The 15,275-nt window shown below is 70.1% G+C and carries 13 protein-coding genes; 3 read left to right on the top strand and 10 right to left on the bottom strand.

Going from position 1 to position 15,275, the window contains the following annotated elements; all coding sequences use genetic code 11:
- Window positions 1-15: 15 nt before the first annotated feature.
- The gene (gene acnA, locus AB6A65_RS01140; protein ID WP_371036515.1) at window positions 16-2,763 is read right to left on the bottom strand and encodes an aconitate hydratase AcnA; all 2,748 of its coding nucleotides are present in this window, start codon (window positions 2,761-2,763) and stop codon (window positions 16-18) included.
- A gap of 211 nt (window positions 2,764-2,974) precedes the next feature.
- Between acnA and AB6A65_RS01135 the strand changes: the two genes are divergently transcribed.
- Entirely contained in the window at window positions 2,975-3,691 is a 717-nt protein-coding gene (locus AB6A65_RS01135; protein ID WP_371036514.1) for a DUF1223 domain-containing protein, read from the top strand.
- Here the strand turns inward: AB6A65_RS01135 and AB6A65_RS01130 are convergent.
- From AB6A65_RS01130 to dddP, 7 genes are all read right to left on the bottom strand, one after another.
- Window positions 3,655-4,596, bottom strand: coding sequence for a lysophospholipid acyltransferase family protein (locus AB6A65_RS01130; RefSeq protein WP_371036513.1), 942 nt, complete (start codon window positions 4,594-4,596; stop codon window positions 3,655-3,657). The genes AB6A65_RS01135 and AB6A65_RS01130 overlap by 37 nt on opposite strands.
- Window positions 4,597-4,608: 12 nt before the next feature.
- Entirely contained in the window at window positions 4,609-5,505 is an 897-nt protein-coding gene (locus AB6A65_RS01125) for a DMT family transporter (RefSeq protein WP_371036512.1), read from the bottom strand.
- A 48-nt stretch (window positions 5,506-5,553) separates the two neighbouring features.
- Window positions 5,554-6,618 (bottom strand): flagellar motor switch protein FliG, encoded by a 1,065-nt coding sequence (locus AB6A65_RS01120; RefSeq protein WP_371036511.1) that lies wholly within the window; start codon window positions 6,616-6,618, stop codon window positions 5,554-5,556.
- Between the two features lie 323 nt (window positions 6,619-6,941).
- A complete protein-coding gene (locus AB6A65_RS01115; RefSeq protein WP_371036510.1) occupies window positions 6,942-7,103 on the bottom strand; it encodes a chitin-binding domain-containing protein in 162 nt (53 codons plus the stop codon).
- Window positions 7,104-7,155: 52 nt separating this feature from the next.
- Complete coding sequence (gene purB, locus AB6A65_RS01110; protein ID WP_371036509.1) at window positions 7,156-8,469, bottom strand: adenylosuccinate lyase; 1,314 nt, start codon at window positions 8,467-8,469, stop codon at window positions 7,156-7,158.
- 75 nt (window positions 8,470-8,544) lie between these two features.
- Window positions 8,545-9,765 (bottom strand): alpha/beta fold hydrolase, encoded by a 1,221-nt coding sequence (locus AB6A65_RS01105; RefSeq protein WP_371036508.1) that lies wholly within the window; start codon window positions 9,763-9,765, stop codon window positions 8,545-8,547.
- A gap of 147 nt (window positions 9,766-9,912) precedes the next feature.
- The gene (gene dddP / locus AB6A65_RS01100; protein ID WP_371036507.1) at window positions 9,913-11,253 is read right to left on the bottom strand and encodes a dimethylsulfonioproprionate lyase DddP; all 1,341 of its coding nucleotides are present in this window, start codon (window positions 11,251-11,253) and stop codon (window positions 9,913-9,915) included.
- A 163-nt stretch (window positions 11,254-11,416) separates the two neighbouring features.
- On the opposite strand from dddP, the gene AB6A65_RS01095 reads away from it, so the two are divergent.
- Together AB6A65_RS01095 and AB6A65_RS01090 are read left to right on the top strand one after the other, a co-directional pair.
- Window positions 11,417-12,634 (top strand): class I SAM-dependent methyltransferase, encoded by a 1,218-nt coding sequence (locus AB6A65_RS01095; RefSeq protein WP_371036506.1) that lies wholly within the window; start codon window positions 11,417-11,419, stop codon window positions 12,632-12,634.
- Window positions 12,631-13,395, top strand: a complete 765-nt coding sequence (locus AB6A65_RS01090; protein WP_371036505.1) for a DUF3445 domain-containing protein — start codon at window positions 12,631-12,633, stop codon at window positions 13,393-13,395. The genes AB6A65_RS01095 and AB6A65_RS01090 overlap by 4 nt, the downstream gene beginning before the upstream one ends.
- On the opposite strand, the gene AB6A65_RS01085 is transcribed toward AB6A65_RS01090, so the two are convergent.
- Together AB6A65_RS01085 and AB6A65_RS01080 are read right to left on the bottom strand one after the other, a co-directional pair.
- A complete protein-coding gene (locus AB6A65_RS01085) occupies window positions 13,388-14,236 on the bottom strand; it encodes a hypothetical protein (protein ID WP_371036504.1) in 849 nt (282 codons plus the stop codon). The genes AB6A65_RS01090 and AB6A65_RS01085 overlap by 8 nt on opposite strands.
- Window positions 14,237-14,404: 168 nt before the next feature.
- Entirely contained in the window at window positions 14,405-15,196 is a 792-nt protein-coding gene (locus AB6A65_RS01080) for a lytic transglycosylase domain-containing protein (protein WP_371036503.1), read from the bottom strand.
- Window positions 15,197-15,275 lie beyond the last annotated feature (79 nt).

Here is a 15,275-nt window from a genome sequence, read left to right as displayed (position 1 = left end):
GCGCCGCCCTTCGGATCATGCCGCGCCGGCGAGGTTCCGGAGCACGAAGTGCAGCACGCCGCCGTTCTCGACGTATTCCTTTTCCACCGCCGTATCGATGCGGCACTTCAGGGTGATCTCCTTCGTCGTGCCGTCGCCGTAGGTGATCGTCGCCGGAACCTCGGCCTGCGGGGTCACGCTGTCGAGCCCCCCGATCGAGACGCTTTCGTCGCCCTTCAGCTCCAGAGTTCGCCGTGTGTCGCCGTTCATGAACTCGAACGGCACGACGCCCATGCCCACGAGGTTCGAGCGGTGGATGCGCTCGAAGTTCTCGGCGATGACGGCCTTGACGCCCAGAAGCGCGGTGCCCTTCGCGGCCCAGTCGCGCGACGAGCCGGCGCCGTACTGCTCGCCCGCGATCACCACGAGCGGCACGCTCTTCTCCTGCCAGGCCATGGCGGCCTCGTAGATCGAGGTCTGCTCGCCGTCCGGGCCGAGCGTGTAGCCGCCCTCGACCCCGTCGAGCATCTCGTTGCGGATGCGGATGTTGGCGAAGGTGCCGCGCATCATCACCTCGTGGTTGCCGCGCCGCGAGCCGTAGGAGGTGAAGTCGCGCGGGGCCACCTGCCGATCGGTCAGGTAGCGCCCGGCCGGCGTGTCGGGCTTGAAGGAGCCGGCGGGCGAGATGTGGTCGGTGGTCACCATGGCGCCAAGGATCGCGAGGATGCGCGCGCCCTCGATGTTCTCGATGGTGCCGGGCTCCATGCCCATGTCCTGGAAGTAGGGCGGGTTCTGCACGTAGGTGGAACTTGCCGGCCAGTCGTAGGTCTCGCTGTCGGTCGTCTCCACCGAACGCCACTTGTCGTCGCCCTCGAAGACGTCGGCGTAGCGCGTCTGGAACGCCTCGCGCGTCACCGTGCGTTCCACCAGCTCCGCGATCTCCTTCTGGCTGGGCCAGAGATCCTTCAGGTAGACGGGGTTGCCGTCCTTGTCGTCGCCGACGGGCTCCCGCGTGAGGTCGATGTTCATGTCGCCCGCGAGCGCGTAGACCACGACGAGCGGCGGGCTGGCGAGGTAGTTCGCGCGCACGTCGGGGCTGATCCGGCCCTCGAAGTTGCGGTTGCCCGAAAGCACCGAGGTGGCGATGAGGTCGCCCGTGGTGATCGCCTCGGAAATCTCAGGCTGAAGCGGGCCCGAATTGCCGATGCAGGTGGTGCAGCCGTAGCCCACGAGGTTGAAGCCGATGGCGTCCAGATCCTCCTGAAGCCCGGCTGCTTCCAGATAGGCGGAGACGACCTGGCTGCCCGGGGCGAGGGAGGGCTTGACCCAGGGCTTGCGTGTCAGGCCGAGTTCGCGCGCCTTGCGCGCCACGAGCCCCGCGCCGATCATCACGTAGGGGTTCGACGTGTTGGTGCAGGAAGTGATCGAGGCGATGACCACCGAGCCGTCGCGCAGGGTGTAGTCCTCGCCCTCGACCGAGACCTCCTTGCGCGGGTCGACCATCGCGTCGGGCGCCGGGCCTTCGGACGCCATGGAGGTGGCCTCGAGCCCCTCGTCCTCGCCGCGATACTCCGAGACGACCTCGAAGAAGGCCGGCGCGGCGCGGTCGAGCGTGGTGTAGTCCTGCGGCCGCTTCGGCCCCGAGATGGCAGGCACGATGGTGCCCATGTCGAGCGTCAGCGTGTCGGTGTAGATCGGCGCGTAGTCGGGCCCGCGCCACATGCCATTGGTCTTGGCATAGGCTTCCACAAGGTCCACGCGCGCCTCCTCGCGGCCGGTCTGGCGCAGATAGCGCAGCGTCTCGTCATCGACCGGGAAGAAGCCGCAGGTGGCGCCGTATTCGGGGGCCATGTTGGCGATCGTGGCGCGGTCGGCGAGCGGCAGGTGATCCAGCCCTTCGCCGTAGAACTCCACGAACTTGCCCACCACGCCCTTCTTGCGCAGCATCTCGACCACCTTGAGCACGAGATCGGTGCCGGTCGTGCCCTCGATCATGCGGCCGGTCAGCTCGAAGCCGACCACCTCGGGGATCAGCATCGAGATCGGCTGGCCCAGCATCGCGGCCTCCGCCTCGATGCCGCCCACGCCCCAGCCGAGGACGGCCGCCCCGTTGACCATGGTGGTGTGGCTGTCGGTGCCCACCAGCGTGTCGGGATACGCCACCTCATCGCCGTTCTGGTCCGCGTCGGACCAGACGGTCTGGGCCAGGTATTCCAGGTTCACCTGGTGGCAGATGCCGGTGCCCGGCGGAACCACGCGGAAGTTGTCGAAGGCCTTCTGGCCCCATTTGAGGAAAGTGTAGCGCTCGATGTTGCGCTCGTATTCCCGGTCCACGTTCATCTGGAAGGCGCGCGGGTTGCCGAACTCGTCGATCATCACCGAGTGGTCGATCACGAGGTCGACCGGGTTCAGCGGATTGATCTTCTGAGGATCGCCGCCAAGCGCCTTGATGCCGTCGCGCATCGCCGCGAGATCGACGACCGCCGGCACGCCGGTGAAGTCCTGCATCAGGACCCGCGCGGGGCGGTAGGCGATCTCGCGCGGCGTCCTGCCGCCCTTTTCGGCCCAGGCCGAGAACGCCTTGATGTCGTCCACCGAGACGGTCTTGCCGTCCTCGAAGCGGAGCATGTTTTCCAGCACCACCTTGAGCACGGCGGGAAGGCGGGAGAAGTCGCCCAGCCCGGCCTCCTCGGCCGCGGGAATGGAGTAGTAGGCAAACCGCTTGCCGCCCGCCTCGATCTCGCGGCGGGTTCCGGCGCTGTCCTGTCCGACGGTGATGGGCATTGAAAGCTCCTCGGGTAATGGCTGGAATGGCGCGTTCGCGGCCGGCTTACCGCCCGCGCAGGGGTGCGATCAAGGCCGGCGTCCCGCTTTGTATACTATAGTGCACAATTGGTCGCAAGGCGCGTGTGACAGCTCTCGCAAAACGGTGATTGGCCAACCCCCGGTGCGGCTCCTAGAACGAAGGTGGCGTAACGGAGAAAGGCATCGAGGCATGCGGCGGATCGGCGGATGGCTACTGGCTGGCTGGGTTCTGGTGGCGGGTGCGTCGGTGGCCTCGGCCGACGAGCACCCGGTCGTCGTCGAACTCTTCACTTCGCAGGGATGCTCCTCCTGCCCGCCCGCCGACGCGTTTCTGGCCGATCTGGCAGAGCGCGACGACGTGATCGCACTCGCGCTGCACGTCGATTACTGGGACTATATCGGCTGGAAGGACAGCTTCGCGCAGCCCGCCTTCACCGCGCGGCAAAAGGCTTACGCCCATGCCGCCGGGCACAATTCCATCTACACGCCGCAGATGATCGTGGGCGGCGCCGACCACGTGATGGGCGCCCGCCCGATGGCCGTGATCGACCTGATCCGCGCCCATGCCGAGGCGCCGCGCAAGGTGTCGCTGGGCCTCGAGCGCGCTGCCGGGGCGAAAGTGGCGATCGAGGTCGAGGCCGTGGCGCCCGTGGGCGCGGCGCAGGTGCACTTCGTGCGCTACCGGCCGCACGCGACCGTGAAGATCACGCGGGGCGAGAACGCGGGCCGCACGCTGGCCTATTCCAACATCGTGACCCGCTGGACGGTGCTGGCGCGCTGGGACGGGCAGACGCCCCTTCGGCTTCTGGCGGAGGCGCCCGGGGATCAGCCCGTCGTGGTTCTGGTCCAGGACGCGGGCGACGGTGACGATCAGGGCGCGGTGCTCGCGGCGGCGCGCTTGCGCTGACGCGCGGCCTGGCGCTCGGGCTTCCAGCGGCGGTGGATCCAGAACCATTGGCCGGGATCGGCGCGCACCCGCGCCTCAAGCCGCCGGGTCATCTCTCGGGTCATCTTCACCGGGTCGCCATGGGGCACCGGCGCCTCGAACGCGATCTCGAAATGAAGGCCGTCGGGCTGGCGGATGCCGAAGAACGGGATCACGTGAGCCCCGGTCTTCAGCGCGATCTCGGCCGCCGAGGTCAGTGTCGGCGCGGGCTTGCCCAGAAAATCCACCGGCGCGCCGCGCCCGGCATAGAGGTCGAAGAGAAGCACGCCGATGCCGCCCTCGCGGATGTGCCGGACGAGGCCCATCGTGCCCCGGCGGCCCTGCTCGAAGACCGGCCCCGAAAGCGCGTGCATGTTCGCCGCGTAATGATCGTTGAAGTAGCGGTTCTTCATCGGGCGGTAGAGGCCGCCCACCTGCAGGCCGCGCGCCACCAGCGCGGCGCGCGGGATCTCGTGGTTGCCGAAATGCCCGGTCACCAGCAGCACCGGCTCGCCGGCGGCGTGGGCGCGTTCCAGCAGCGCGAGACCCTCGCCGCCGATGGGCGCGGCGGCGGCGCGCGCCTTCAGCCCCGCGATGTCGTAGTTCTCGATCATGGTGCGCCCGGCATTGTCGGCGGCCGCGTCGGCGATGCGCCGCCGCTCCGCCTCGGGCATGTCCGGCCAGACATGGGCAAGATTGGCCCGCGCCCGCGCGCGCCAGCCGGCGAGCGGTGCCACCACCCGACGCACGAGCCATCCCATGAGGCGGGGTCGCGTCGTCCAGGGCAGCAGCAGGGCACCGGCGATCAGACCGCGCAGCAGCCGGTCCGTCAGCCAGTCGCTCCAGCTTCCGCCGGGGGCGTCGGATTGGGGCGGGGCAGGGGGCATGGCGCTCCGCCGTCAGGCGGCCCTTGTTTCGCGGTGCCAGACATAGAGTCCGGCGCCCGCGATCACAAGCGCGCCTAGGACGGTCCAGCCATCGGGGTATTCCGCGAAGAAGAGGATGCCCCAGAGCGCCGCGAAGACCAGTCCGGCATAGGCGAAGGGGGCGAGCATTCCCGCTTCGCCCCGCTGCAGCGCGGTGATGAGCAGGAGTTGCCCGGTCGTCCCGAACCCCGCGAGCGCCACCATGAGGAGAAGCGAGAGGGCATCGGGCGTCTGCCAGTAGAACGGCACCGCAAGGCTGAGCGCGACCGTGCCGAAGAGCGCGGTGTAGACGAGCGAGGTCCAGCGGTCTTCGTCGCGGCCGACGAACCGGGTGGTGAGCGCATAGGCCGAATAGAAGATCGCCGCGCCCAGCGGCAGCAGCGCGAAGGGCGAGAAGACGGCACTGCCCGGCCGGATCACGATGAGCGCGCCCAGAAGCGCCGCCGCGATGCCGAAGGCGCGGCGCGGACCGATCCGCTCGCCGAGAAAGAGCGCGGCCCCGAGCGTGATCAGCACAGGGTTCACGTTCATGATCGCGGTGGCCTCGGCAAGTCCGATATTCGCGATGCCGAAGAAGAAGCACGCCGTCGCGCCAAGAAGGTAGAGCGAGCGAAACAGCTGCAGACGCGGGTAGCGCGTGCGCAGCACGGTGCCGAGGCGCGCCGCCACGAGCGCCAGCACCACGAGCGTCTGGCCCGTGTAGCGCGCCCAGAGCGTCGGAACGGTGCCGACCCGGACCGAAAGCGCCTTGGCCGTGGCGTCCATCAGCGTGAAGCAGAGCACCGCGCCGAGCATCAGCAGGATCGCCCGCGACCGGACGAGGGCCGGATCGACGGTCGGGGCGGGGGGCGGCGTCGCGGGGCGTGTCATGTCGGAAGGTTAGGCACGGGCCATCGCGGCTGTCCATCGCCGTCGGGCTCACTCCCTGGGCGGGGGCGTCGCGAGGCGGATCTCGCCCGCGCGCTCGAGGCGCCGGATGACGCCCACGACCTCGGTGATGGCTTCCTCGCCCTCCTGCGCGGAGACCTCCCCTAGCCCGGCCATTTCCTCGCGCAACGTGTCGGCCAGGCGGGACGATATGTTGTCGAGGAGGAAGGCGGCCGCGTCCCGCAGGCCCTCGTCCGAGGCCTCGGCCGCGGCGAGCGCGCGGGCGAGGACCGGCTGTTCCATCTCGCGCAGGATCTTGCCGGCGTCGCGCGGCTCCAGCCGGCCGGGGATGTCGGCGAAGGTGAAGATCGCCTGGCGCACGCGTTCGGCGAAGGCGCGGTCGGTTTCCTCCAGCCCCTCGAGCACGTCGTCCCGGGTGGCGGCGGCAGACGAGTCGAGGATCGCACCCACGCGCTGCACCGGCTCGTCCGGGAAGGCGCGGGGCGGGCGCGCGTCGAGCTGCGCGGCAAGGGCAAGGCCGATCCGGTCCACGGCCTCGGGCGTGATCGCGGCGGTGAGCGAGACGGCATAAGTGATCCGCCGCGCGCGCGCACCGGGCAAAAGGCCGAGAAGCGCCGCGGCCTTGGACGTCTCGAGCTTGGAGAGCAGCACGGCCGCGACCTCGATGCTTTCGGCCGTCACGAAGGGCAGAAGCTCCTTCGGGGGAAGCGCCCCGAGCCGCGCCCACGGATCGCCGGACTGGCGCACCCCCGCCTCGCGGCGCAGACGCGCGGCGGTGGGGGCGCTGAGATGGCCGTCGAGCGCGTCGAGCGCCCCGGCCATGCCCCCGGGGAACGCGAGGCCCACGCGCTCCAGCTCGTCGGCGAACTCGTCGATGACGGCGCGCAACGTGTCGCGGTCGACGTAGCGCATGGCGCCCATTTCCTGGGCGAGCTCTGCCTGCAACTCGTCGGGCAACTCGGAAAGCGGGATCTCCGCCCCCTCGTTCACAAGAAGGCGGACGATGATCGCCGCCTTGCGCCGCCGGTCGAGCGACGAGGGCGGGGCGGCGGCCGGCGTGGCGCCGAGCGGTGCAAGCTCGCGATGCGTATCCATCCTCTCCCCGATGTCGAGCCGTTCTCGACGGGTCTTAAGCGGGAGCGGTGAAGAAAGACTGAACCGGGGCGGAGAATCCGCGGCGCCCGCCCGGTTTCCCGGCGCGCGCCGATTCAACGAGACGGCCCGGCCTCGCGGCTGCGGCGGGATGCGCGACGGGGGTGGCACGCAGGGGCGCGTGTCGCTTCTCGGGCGAGGGACCGCGGGCGAACGGGGCCATGGGCCGGGCATCACGGACGCGCGGTGGACGTGCCGTCAGGAACGAAAAAGGCGGCCCGCCGGGGCCGCCCGGTCCTGTTCCGTCCTGCCCGGCGTCGCCGGTGTCAGCTCATGACCTGCTGCACGCAGGTCTGCTGAGCCTCGCTCCAGACAAGGCCCTCGCCGCAGGACATCACCTGTTTGCTGTGGCTGCCGCAGGCCGCCATCGACATTGCGGGCACGGCGGTCAGGGCGGCGGCGGCCAGAAGCGTCTTGATCGTGGTCATGGCGGTCTCCTGTTGGTTCCGTAACGGAAAGCTAGCACGGCGACGGCGGTCTTCAAATGCTCGATGCTCCGAAAACCCTCTCGAAGATCGTGTCGACGTGTTTCAGGTGGTAATCGAGGTCGAATTTTTCCTCGATCGCCTCTTTTCCAAGCGCCTGGACGACGTCCGGATCGGCCAGGAGCTCGGTCTTGAAGTCGCGGCCGTCCTCCCAGACCTTCATCGCGTTGCGCTGGACCATGGCGTAGGCGTCCTCGCGGCTCACCCCCGCCTGGGTGAGCGCGAGCAGAACGCGCTGGCTCATCACGAGGCCGCGGAAACGGTGCAGGTTCTCCAGCATCCGCTCGGGGTAGATCACCAGCTTGTCGACGACCCACGCCAGGCGGTGCAGCGCGAAGTCGAGCGTCACCGTGGCGTCGGGCGCGATCACGCGTTCCACGGAGGAATGCGAGATGTCGCGCTCGTGCCAGAGCGCGACGTTCTCCATCGCCGGGATCACCGCCGAGCGCACCAGCCGCGCGAGCCCGGTGAGGTTCTCCGAGAGCACCGGGTTGCGCTTGTGCGGCATCGCGGAGCTGCCTTTCTGGCCCTGGCTGAAGAACTCCTCCCCCTCGAGCACCTCGGTGCGCTGCATGTGGCGGATCTCGGTGGCGATGTTCTCCACAGACGAGGCGATGACGCCGAGTGTCGCGAAGAAGGCGGCGTGGCGGTCGCGCGGGATCACCTGGGTCGAGATCGGCTCGGGCGCGAGCCCCATCTGCGCGCAGACATGCGCTTCCACCGCCGGGTCGATGTTGGCGAAGGTTCCCACGGCGCCCGAGATCGCGCCGGTCGCGATATCCGCCCGCGCGGCCTCCAGCCGGCGGCGGCCTCTGTCGATCTCGGCGTAGAAGCGCGCGAAGGTGAGGCCCATCGTCGTGGGTTCGGCGTGGATCCCGTGGGAGCGGCCGATGCGCACGGTCTCCTTGTGCTCGAAGGCGCGGCGCTTCAGCGCGGCGAGCACCCGGTCCAGATCTTCGAGAAGGATGTCGGCCGCGCGGGTGAGCTGCACGTTTAGGCAGGTGTCGAGCACGTCCGAACTCGTCATGCCCTGGTGGACGAAGCGCGCCTCCTCCTGGCCCACGATCTCGCCCAGATGGGTGAGGAAGGCGATGACGTCGTGCTTCGTGACCGCCTCGATCTCGTCGATCCGCGCCACGTCGAAGGTGGCGTCCTTCGCCTTCCAGACGGCTTCGGCGTTCTCGCGCGGGATCACGCCCAGCTCGGCCATGGCGTCGCAGGCATGCGCCTCGATCTCGAACCAGATGCGGAACCTGCTCTCGGGCGACCAGACGGCCACCATCTCGGGGCGGGAATAACGGGGGATCATGGGCGGCGCTCCTTCCTGGGACGGCGCGGGGTGTAGACCGCGCGCCGCGCCCCCGCAAGCGCCGCGCCCGCGGGATCAGGCGAGCGCGGTCTCCACGCGGCTCGACTGCTCCAGGGTGCGGTGGACGGGGCAGCGGTCCGCGATCTCGAGCAGCCGGGCGCGCTGCGCATCGTCGAGATCGCCCTCGAGGCGAATCGTCCGGCGGAACACGTCCACCTTCTTCGGCTGGCCCGCGCCGGCCTCGTCGGCGTCCTCGCCGTGCAGCTTGTCGTGGGTGACCTCCACCTCGACATGCGCGAGCGGCCAGCCCTTCCGGCGGGCATAGATGCGGATCGTCATCGAGGTGCAGGCGCCGAGTCCCGCGGCGACGAAGCCGTAGGGCGACATGCCCCTGTCCGTCCCGCCGAGGCGTTCGGGCTCGTCGGCCAGCGCGTGGTGCTGCGGCCCGGACTGGATGTCCTGCAGGAAGCCTTTCGGATCGGCCTCCGTCACGCGGACCACGCCCTCGGGCGCGCCGTCGGGCGGGGCGGAGCGCTCGAGCGCGAGATAGCGCCCGGCCCAGGCGGCGATGACCTCCGCGGCGTAATCGGCGTCCCGCGCCCGTGTCACGAGATGGTCCGCGTCGTCGAGCGTGACATAGCTCTTCGGGTGCCTTGCGTTCACGAAGATGCGGGTGGCGTTCTCGATCCCCACCACCGCGTCGCGGGGGGCGTGCATGACGAGAAGCGCGCGGCGCAGCTCTCGGATGTCCTCGACGAGGCTCGCGCCCTCGAGATCCTCGAGGAAGCCCCGCGAGATCGTGAAGGGCCGCCCGCCGAGATCCACCGTCGCCTCGCCCGCCTCGCGGATCTCGTCGAGATTGGCGCCGAAATTGTGGGTGACATGCTCGGGGTCGCAGGGCGCGCCGATCGTGGCCACGGCCTTCGCGCTTCCGATGCGGCGCGCGGCGCGGAGCACCGCCGCGCCGCCGAGCGAGTGCCCCACGAGGAGCGAGGGCGCCATGCCGCGCGCCTCGAGCGCCGTGGCGGCGGCCACGAGGTCGTCCACGTTGGAGCTGAAGGAGGTGTTGGCGAACTCGCCCTCGGAATGCCCGAGCCCGGTGAAATCGAAGCGGAGCACGGCAATGCCCATGCCGGCCAGGCGCTGGGCGATCCGCCGCGCGGCGGCGATGTCCTTGCCGCAGGTGAAGCAGTGCGCGAAGAGCGCGGTGGCCAGATGCGCGCCCCTCGGCATGTCGAGCCGGGCTGCAAGCGCGTGGCCGGCGTGGCCCTCGAAGGTGAAGCGGTCGTCGGGCATGGGGTCGGGCTCCTCGGCGATGACGTGACCGCACCCTGCTGAGGCCGCGGGCCCGGCGCAAGGCGCCTCGCGGCGAGGTGATGGAACGTCAGAGATGCAACGCGCGGGCAAGCCGCTTGCAAGCGGCTTGCCCCCTCTCCGCGGGGCTCAGGCGCCCATGAGCCGGGGGTCGAACGGATAGCGCGTCAGGTTCTCGTGGCCCGTCTCGGTGATCAGCACCTGGTCCTCGAGCTTGATCGAGAAATCGCCCCCGACCTCGCCCACCAGCGCCTCGACGCAGAGCACCATGCCGGGTTCGAGGTGATAGTCGAACGCGCCTGGGACCATCCGGTCGGGATAGGCGATGAGCGGCCACTCGTCGCAAAGCCCGCCGCCATGCATCAGGCAGCCGTATTTCAGATCCTGGTACTTGTCCGCGAGACGGTGGCAGTTTTCGGAAAGCTCGCGCATGTGCACGCCGGGCCGCAGCATCTCCATGTTCGTCATGATGTGCTCGTGCGCGTGGCGCATCGCCTCTACCATGTCCGGCCGCGGCTCGGCCTCGCCCACCCACCAGGTGCGCGAGATGTCCACGCAGATACCGTAGGCGCCGACGAGATCCGTGTCGAAGGCCACGATCTCGTTCTCCTGCACGAGCCTTGGCCCGCATTCCTGGAACCAGGGGTTGGTGCGCGGCCCCGAGGCGAGAAGCCGGGTCTCGATCCACTCGCCGCCGCGGCGGATGTTTCCGGCGTGGAGCACCGCCCAGATGTCGTCCTCGCTGACGCCGCCCCCGGGCACGCTGGTGCGGGCGAAGCGCTCCATCTCGGCCACGGCCGCCTCGCAGGCGTGGGAGGCGCAGCGCATGGCGAGGATCTCGTCCGGGCCCTTCACGCTTCGCGCCTTCTCGGTGACCTCCTCGCCCTCCATGATCTCGAAGCCGCGGCGCTCGAGCGCGCGGAGCCCGTGAAGCATGATCTTGTCCACCGCGAGACGCATGTTGCCGCCGCCATGCTCGGCCACAAGGTCGCGCAGCTCGTTCGAGAAGGCGTCGGCCGCCACGTCCACCTTGTCCCCCCGGTCGAAGTAGAAGAGGTCCGCGCCCGAACGGACTTCGCGCACCAGGGGGTTGAATTCGCTCAGGAAGGGGGCGTTCTTGTAGTCCCAGAGCACCATGTATCCGTCGGCGCAGAGCAGGAGCGCCCGGAACGGGTTGTGGGTGTTCCAGAGCTGCATGTTGGTGGAATCGGTGGCGTAGCGGCTGTTGAGCGGGTCGAAGAGCAGCAGCCCACCGTAATCGCGCGTCACGACGTGATCGGTGAGCCGGCGCCAGCGGTAGCGGCGCATCCGGGCCAGATCGGGAAGCGCGAGCCCCGCCGCCTCCCATTCCCGGAAGGCGAGCCGGGTCGGGCCGACCTCCACGCGGTCATTGTCGTTCGGCGTTCCGTCACCGAGCGTGGCGCCCCGCGTGGGGTCGATCTTGCGGGTGTCGCGGTAGTGCTGGTTCATGGCGCGGCCCTCCTCGCTCGCGCCAAGTCTGTCGGGCCTCGCGCGGCGCGCGCGCCTGCGGGCGACATCTCCGCTTGTCGTTTTCGGTCGCGCCGGACGCGTCAGGCTGCCGCCGGCGTTTCGGGCTTGCCTCCGCCGCGCTGGCGCGAAACTCTCTGGCCCCATGTCCGAGATCACCGAGCAGTACGACGCCTACCCCTATCCCGAGCGCGATCCCGATGACGAGCGCCGCCGCCTCGTCACGGGTTCGCCCTCCGACCTGCGGGAGATCGAGCATTTCCTCTTCGCCGGCCGGCGCGACTGGTCGCGGCCCTTCCGGGTGCTGGTGGCGGGGGGCGGCACCGGCGACGGGCTGGTGCAGATCGCGCAGCAGCTCGCCTGGGCGGGGCGGAGCGCGGAGATCACCTATCTCGATCTGTCGACCGCTGCGCGGGAGATCGCCGAGCGGCGCGCCGGGATCCGCGGCCTCGACGGCATCCGCTTCGAGACGGGCGATCTGCGCGAGGCCGCCCGGCTCGGCCCCTTCGACTACATCGATTGCTGCGGCGTGCTTCATCACCTGCTCGAGCCGCAGGAGGGGTTCGACGCGCTCGCCGCCGCGCTCGACCCCGTGGGCGGGATCGGGCTCATGGTCTATGCGCCCCACGGCCGAAGCGGCGTCTATCCCCTGCAGGAAGCGTTCCGGACCCTGCTCGCGGGGCTCCCCCCGGCCGAGCGGCTCGCCCGGGCGCGGGAGATCCTCGCCCGCGTGCCCGAAGGCCACCCGTTCCGCCGCAACCCCCATCTCGTGGACCACGCGGCGAGCGACGCGGGCTTCTACGACCTTCTTCTGCACAGCTGCGACCGGGCCTTCGCCATCGAGGAGCTCGACGCGCATCTCTCCCGCGCCGGGCTTGGCCTCGTGAGCCCGGCCCGGCCCGCGCTCTATGATCCTGCGCGCTTCCTGCCCGAAGGCGTCGCGCTTCCCGAAGACCTGCCCCTGGCCGCGCGCATGGGGCTCGCCGAGCGGCTTTCGGGCACGCTCAAGACCCACATCGTCTATGCCGCGCCCGAGGCGCGGGCGGGCCGGGCCATGGCGCGGGGCAGCGACAGCGCGCTCGTGCCGCATCTCCGCGGCGCTGCGCCCGAGAAGCTTGCCGCGCATGTGGCGGCGAAGGGAGAGGTCGCGGCGCAGGGCGCGGGCACGCGCATCTCAGAGCCTCTGCCGCGTGCGTGCGCCCCGCTGCTCGCCCGGATCGACGGGCGGCGGAGCGTTGCCGATATCGTCGCGGCGGCCGGCGGCGACACGCTTGCCGCGCTCGGCCACTGGGCCCGGATCGACCGGGCGCTCACGGGCTGGGGCCTTCTGCACTACGCGAGCCCGCGGCAGGCCGAGCGATGAGCGCGCCGATCCTTCAGGAGCGGTTACCCTTCGATCCGGCCGCGCCGCGCCCGTTGCCGGGGGTCGCGCCGCTCGACCCGGCCGACTGGCTTCTGGTGGACGAGGCGTTCGCCGCGCAGATGGCGCTGCGCGACCGGTTGCTCGCGACGCGGCGCGACGAGGTGCTGCGGCTCGACCCGGCGGCGCGGCCGGCGGCGGAAGAGCTTTTCGACACGGTGCTCGGCCACCTGTCGCACCAGCCGGCCTATGAGGTCGGGGCAGGGGACGTACTCCGGCCCGACGGCGTGCGCGTCGCGCTCGACCGGGGCGATCCGCTGGCCACGCTCGGACGGCTGGTGCAGGAGGATCTGTGCCTGATGGATCTGCGCGGCGCGGAACATCTCCTTGCCGGTGCGGTGCTCTGCTTCCCCGCGAGCTGGCGGCTCGACGAGAAGTTCCTGGGGCCGCTGACCGCGATCCACCGGCCGGTGGAGGTTTACGACGCCGATCTCGCGCGGCGTGTGCAAAGGCTCTTTCACGGGGTGAAACCCGGCCGCCCGCTCTGGCGCTTCAACGCGCTGGGCTACCACGATCCGGCGCTCTTCCAGCCCAGGAGCGAATCGGACCCGCACCGAGGGGATCGCGGCAGCGCCCCCTACCTGCGCTGCGAGCGCCAATGCGTGCTGCGCCTGCCGGAAAGCGGGGCGGTGGTGTTCTCGATCCACACCTACATGCTCGCCCGGCCGCGCGGGGCCGCGGCCGGGCGCGACGCCATCACATGAAGGGACCCGGCGCGCCGGCCGCGGCGAGGGTGAGGAACACGCTGGTCAGCGTCAGCGCATGGGTGTTCAGCCGGAAATCCTCTCCGCGCAGGACGTTGTAGACCGCGAGCGAGGCCCCCACAGGCGGCGAGAAGATCGCAACCGTGCCGTTGACGGCCCAGGTGGCGAGTCGCGCCTCGATGGGCAGTTGCGGGCGATCCTCGACGATGTCCTGCCAGAAGCGGCGGGCGTCGGGCTCCGGCGGGTCGAGGCGGAGCCACTCGGCCTCGAGCCGGTCGCCCGTTTCCTCGATGTCGGGGAAGCGCGCGTCCACCGAGGCGTCGTCCTCGCTGTTTCCCGCGCCGATCAGCACGGTCGGCGGGCTCACGAGACGGAATTCGGTCTGGAACCTTTCGCCTGTCATCAGGCCCGAGCGGCCGGGCAAGCGCACGAAATGCGCGTAGGTGCGATCGACGAGAAGGTGCAGCATCTGCGCGAGCACCGCGGAGGTCGTGTCCGGCGTGCCGTCGGTGTCGGGCGCATGGGCCACGAGGCGCACCGAAATCAGTGCGTCGGGGCGGGGCAGGTCCGGATAGGCGTCAGCGAAGACCTCGATCCCTTCCTTCACCTCGTCCTCCGGCACGCTGCCGCCGCGGCGGGCATCGGCGAACACGTCGAGCTGGGCCATCAGCGTCCGTCCCACGACGGTGAGCGGATCGTCGCATTCGGCCGGATCGCCGATCGGGGCCTGGCCAGTGGCGCGGAACGCCGTCTCGACGTCGCCGCGCAGCTCGTCTGCATCGAACGTGTGGCGGCCGAAGACCACCAGCACGGCCTGGTGAAGAACTGCTTCCTCGTCCATTGCGGATTCCTTCCTTCTTTCTTGCCCAAGTTGTGGCGGGCAAAGAGGGAAAAACTGTGTCCTGACGGCAGAAACAGTTAGGCAATTGTTAAGGATTGCGCGGATTGTTGCCGGACGGCCGTAACCGGGCGCGCAGAGCACGGCAATTTTCTGCCGGTCGCGCGGCGCTCAGCCCCGACCGTCGATCTGCGCCGCCATGATCGCGATGGTCTGCTGGTAGACGGAAGCCGCGTTCCATTCCTGAATCACGCGGAAGTTGCGTTCGCCGGGCTGGTATCCGGCGCCGCGTTGCCAGCCCTTCTGCACGAGGAAGTTCGCGGTGGAGGCGAGCGCGTCGGCTTCGGAATAGAAATCCACCCGGCCGTCCCGGTTGGCGTCCACCCCGTAGCGCAGCGCGTTGCCAGGCAGGAACTGGGTGTGGCCGAGCTCCCCGTGCCGGGCGCCGAGCGTGCCGGCGGAGATCGTCCCGTTGTCCACGAGCCTCAGCGCGCCGATGGCGTGGGGCCTGAAGAAATCGCTCCGGCGGCAGTCATAGGCCAGCGTCACGATGGCCGAGACGACCTGGCTGTCGCCCATGAAGCGCCCGAACCCCGTTTCCATGCCGTGGATCGCGATCAGAACGCCCGCTGGCACGCCGTAGGCGCGTTCGAGCGAGGAGTAGAACCGCGGGTTCCGGGCAAGGCGCTGGCGGCCCTGCCTGACGATGGTGGCCGAGCCGCGCACCCGCATGAACTCGTCGAGCCCGAGACGAAAACTCTTCTGGTTGCGGTCGGCGTTGATGGTGGACTGCGCATAGCGCGAGGCGGCGAGCGCCTGCAGGCCGCGCTGACCGACCCCGGCGCGGGCGGCGTCCTGCGCGAAGGCGGCCTTCCATGTCTCGAAGCCCGCGCCGGTGTTGCCGCAAGGCGCGGCGGCGGCGGGGGTCGAGGCGGCGGCGGCGAGCGCGAAAAGCGCGCCCATGGCGCGGCTCCTCTGTCGGGCGTGCATCGTGTCCCTCCGTGTGCGGTGCCAACGGGGGAAGCGTAGCCAAAGTTTACGC

The organism is Rhodosalinus sp. FB01, from assembly GCF_041365715.1.
Taxonomy (GTDB): Bacteria; Pseudomonadota; Alphaproteobacteria; order Rhodobacterales; family Rhodobacteraceae; genus Rhodosalinus.
The sequence above is the reverse complement of the archived record's forward strand: the minus strand, read 5'-3'. Positions and strand labels throughout refer to the sequence as shown.

Bases quoted from the DNA above. Each gene is read 5' to 3' on its own strand.
- AB6A65_RS01105 (WP_371036508.1), bottom strand. From the start codon at position 9,765: ATGCCCGACGACCGCTTCACCTTCGAGGGCCACGCCGGCCACGCGCTT.
- AB6A65_RS01090 (WP_371036505.1), top strand. From the start codon at position 12,631: ATGAGCGCGCCGATCCTTCAGGAGCGGTTACCCTTCGATCCGGCCGCG.
- AB6A65_RS01135 (WP_371036514.1), top strand. From the start codon at position 2,975: ATGCGGCGGATCGGCGGATGGCTACTGGCTGGCTGGGTTCTGGTGGCG.
- AB6A65_RS01115 (WP_371036510.1), bottom strand. From the start codon at position 7,103: ATGACCACGATCAAGACGCTTCTGGCCGCCGCCGCCCTGACCGCCGTG.
- AB6A65_RS01130 (WP_371036513.1), bottom strand. From the start codon at position 4,596: ATGCCCCCTGCCCCGCCCCAATCCGACGCCCCCGGCGGAAGCTGGAGC.
- AB6A65_RS01125 (WP_371036512.1), bottom strand. From the start codon at position 5,505: ATGACACGCCCCGCGACGCCGCCCCCCGCCCCGACCGTCGATCCGGCC.
- AB6A65_RS01120 (WP_371036511.1), bottom strand. From the start codon at position 6,618: ATGGATACGCATCGCGAGCTTGCACCGCTCGGCGCCACGCCGGCCGCC.
- acnA (WP_371036515.1), bottom strand. From the start codon at position 2,763: ATGCCCATCACCGTCGGACAGGACAGCGCCGGAACCCGCCGCGAGATC.
- AB6A65_RS01080 (WP_371036503.1), bottom strand. From the start codon at position 15,196: ATGGGCGCGCTTTTCGCGCTCGCCGCCGCCGCCTCGACCCCCGCCGCC.
- dddP (WP_371036507.1), bottom strand. From the start codon at position 11,253: ATGAACCAGCACTACCGCGACACCCGCAAGATCGACCCCACGCGGGGC.
- AB6A65_RS01095 (WP_371036506.1), top strand. From the start codon at position 11,417: ATGTCCGAGATCACCGAGCAGTACGACGCCTACCCCTATCCCGAGCGC.
- AB6A65_RS01085 (WP_371036504.1), bottom strand. From the start codon at position 14,236: ATGGACGAGGAAGCAGTTCTTCACCAGGCCGTGCTGGTGGTCTTCGGC.
- purB (WP_371036509.1), bottom strand. From the start codon at position 8,469: ATGATCCCCCGTTATTCCCGCCCCGAGATGGTGGCCGTCTGGTCGCCC.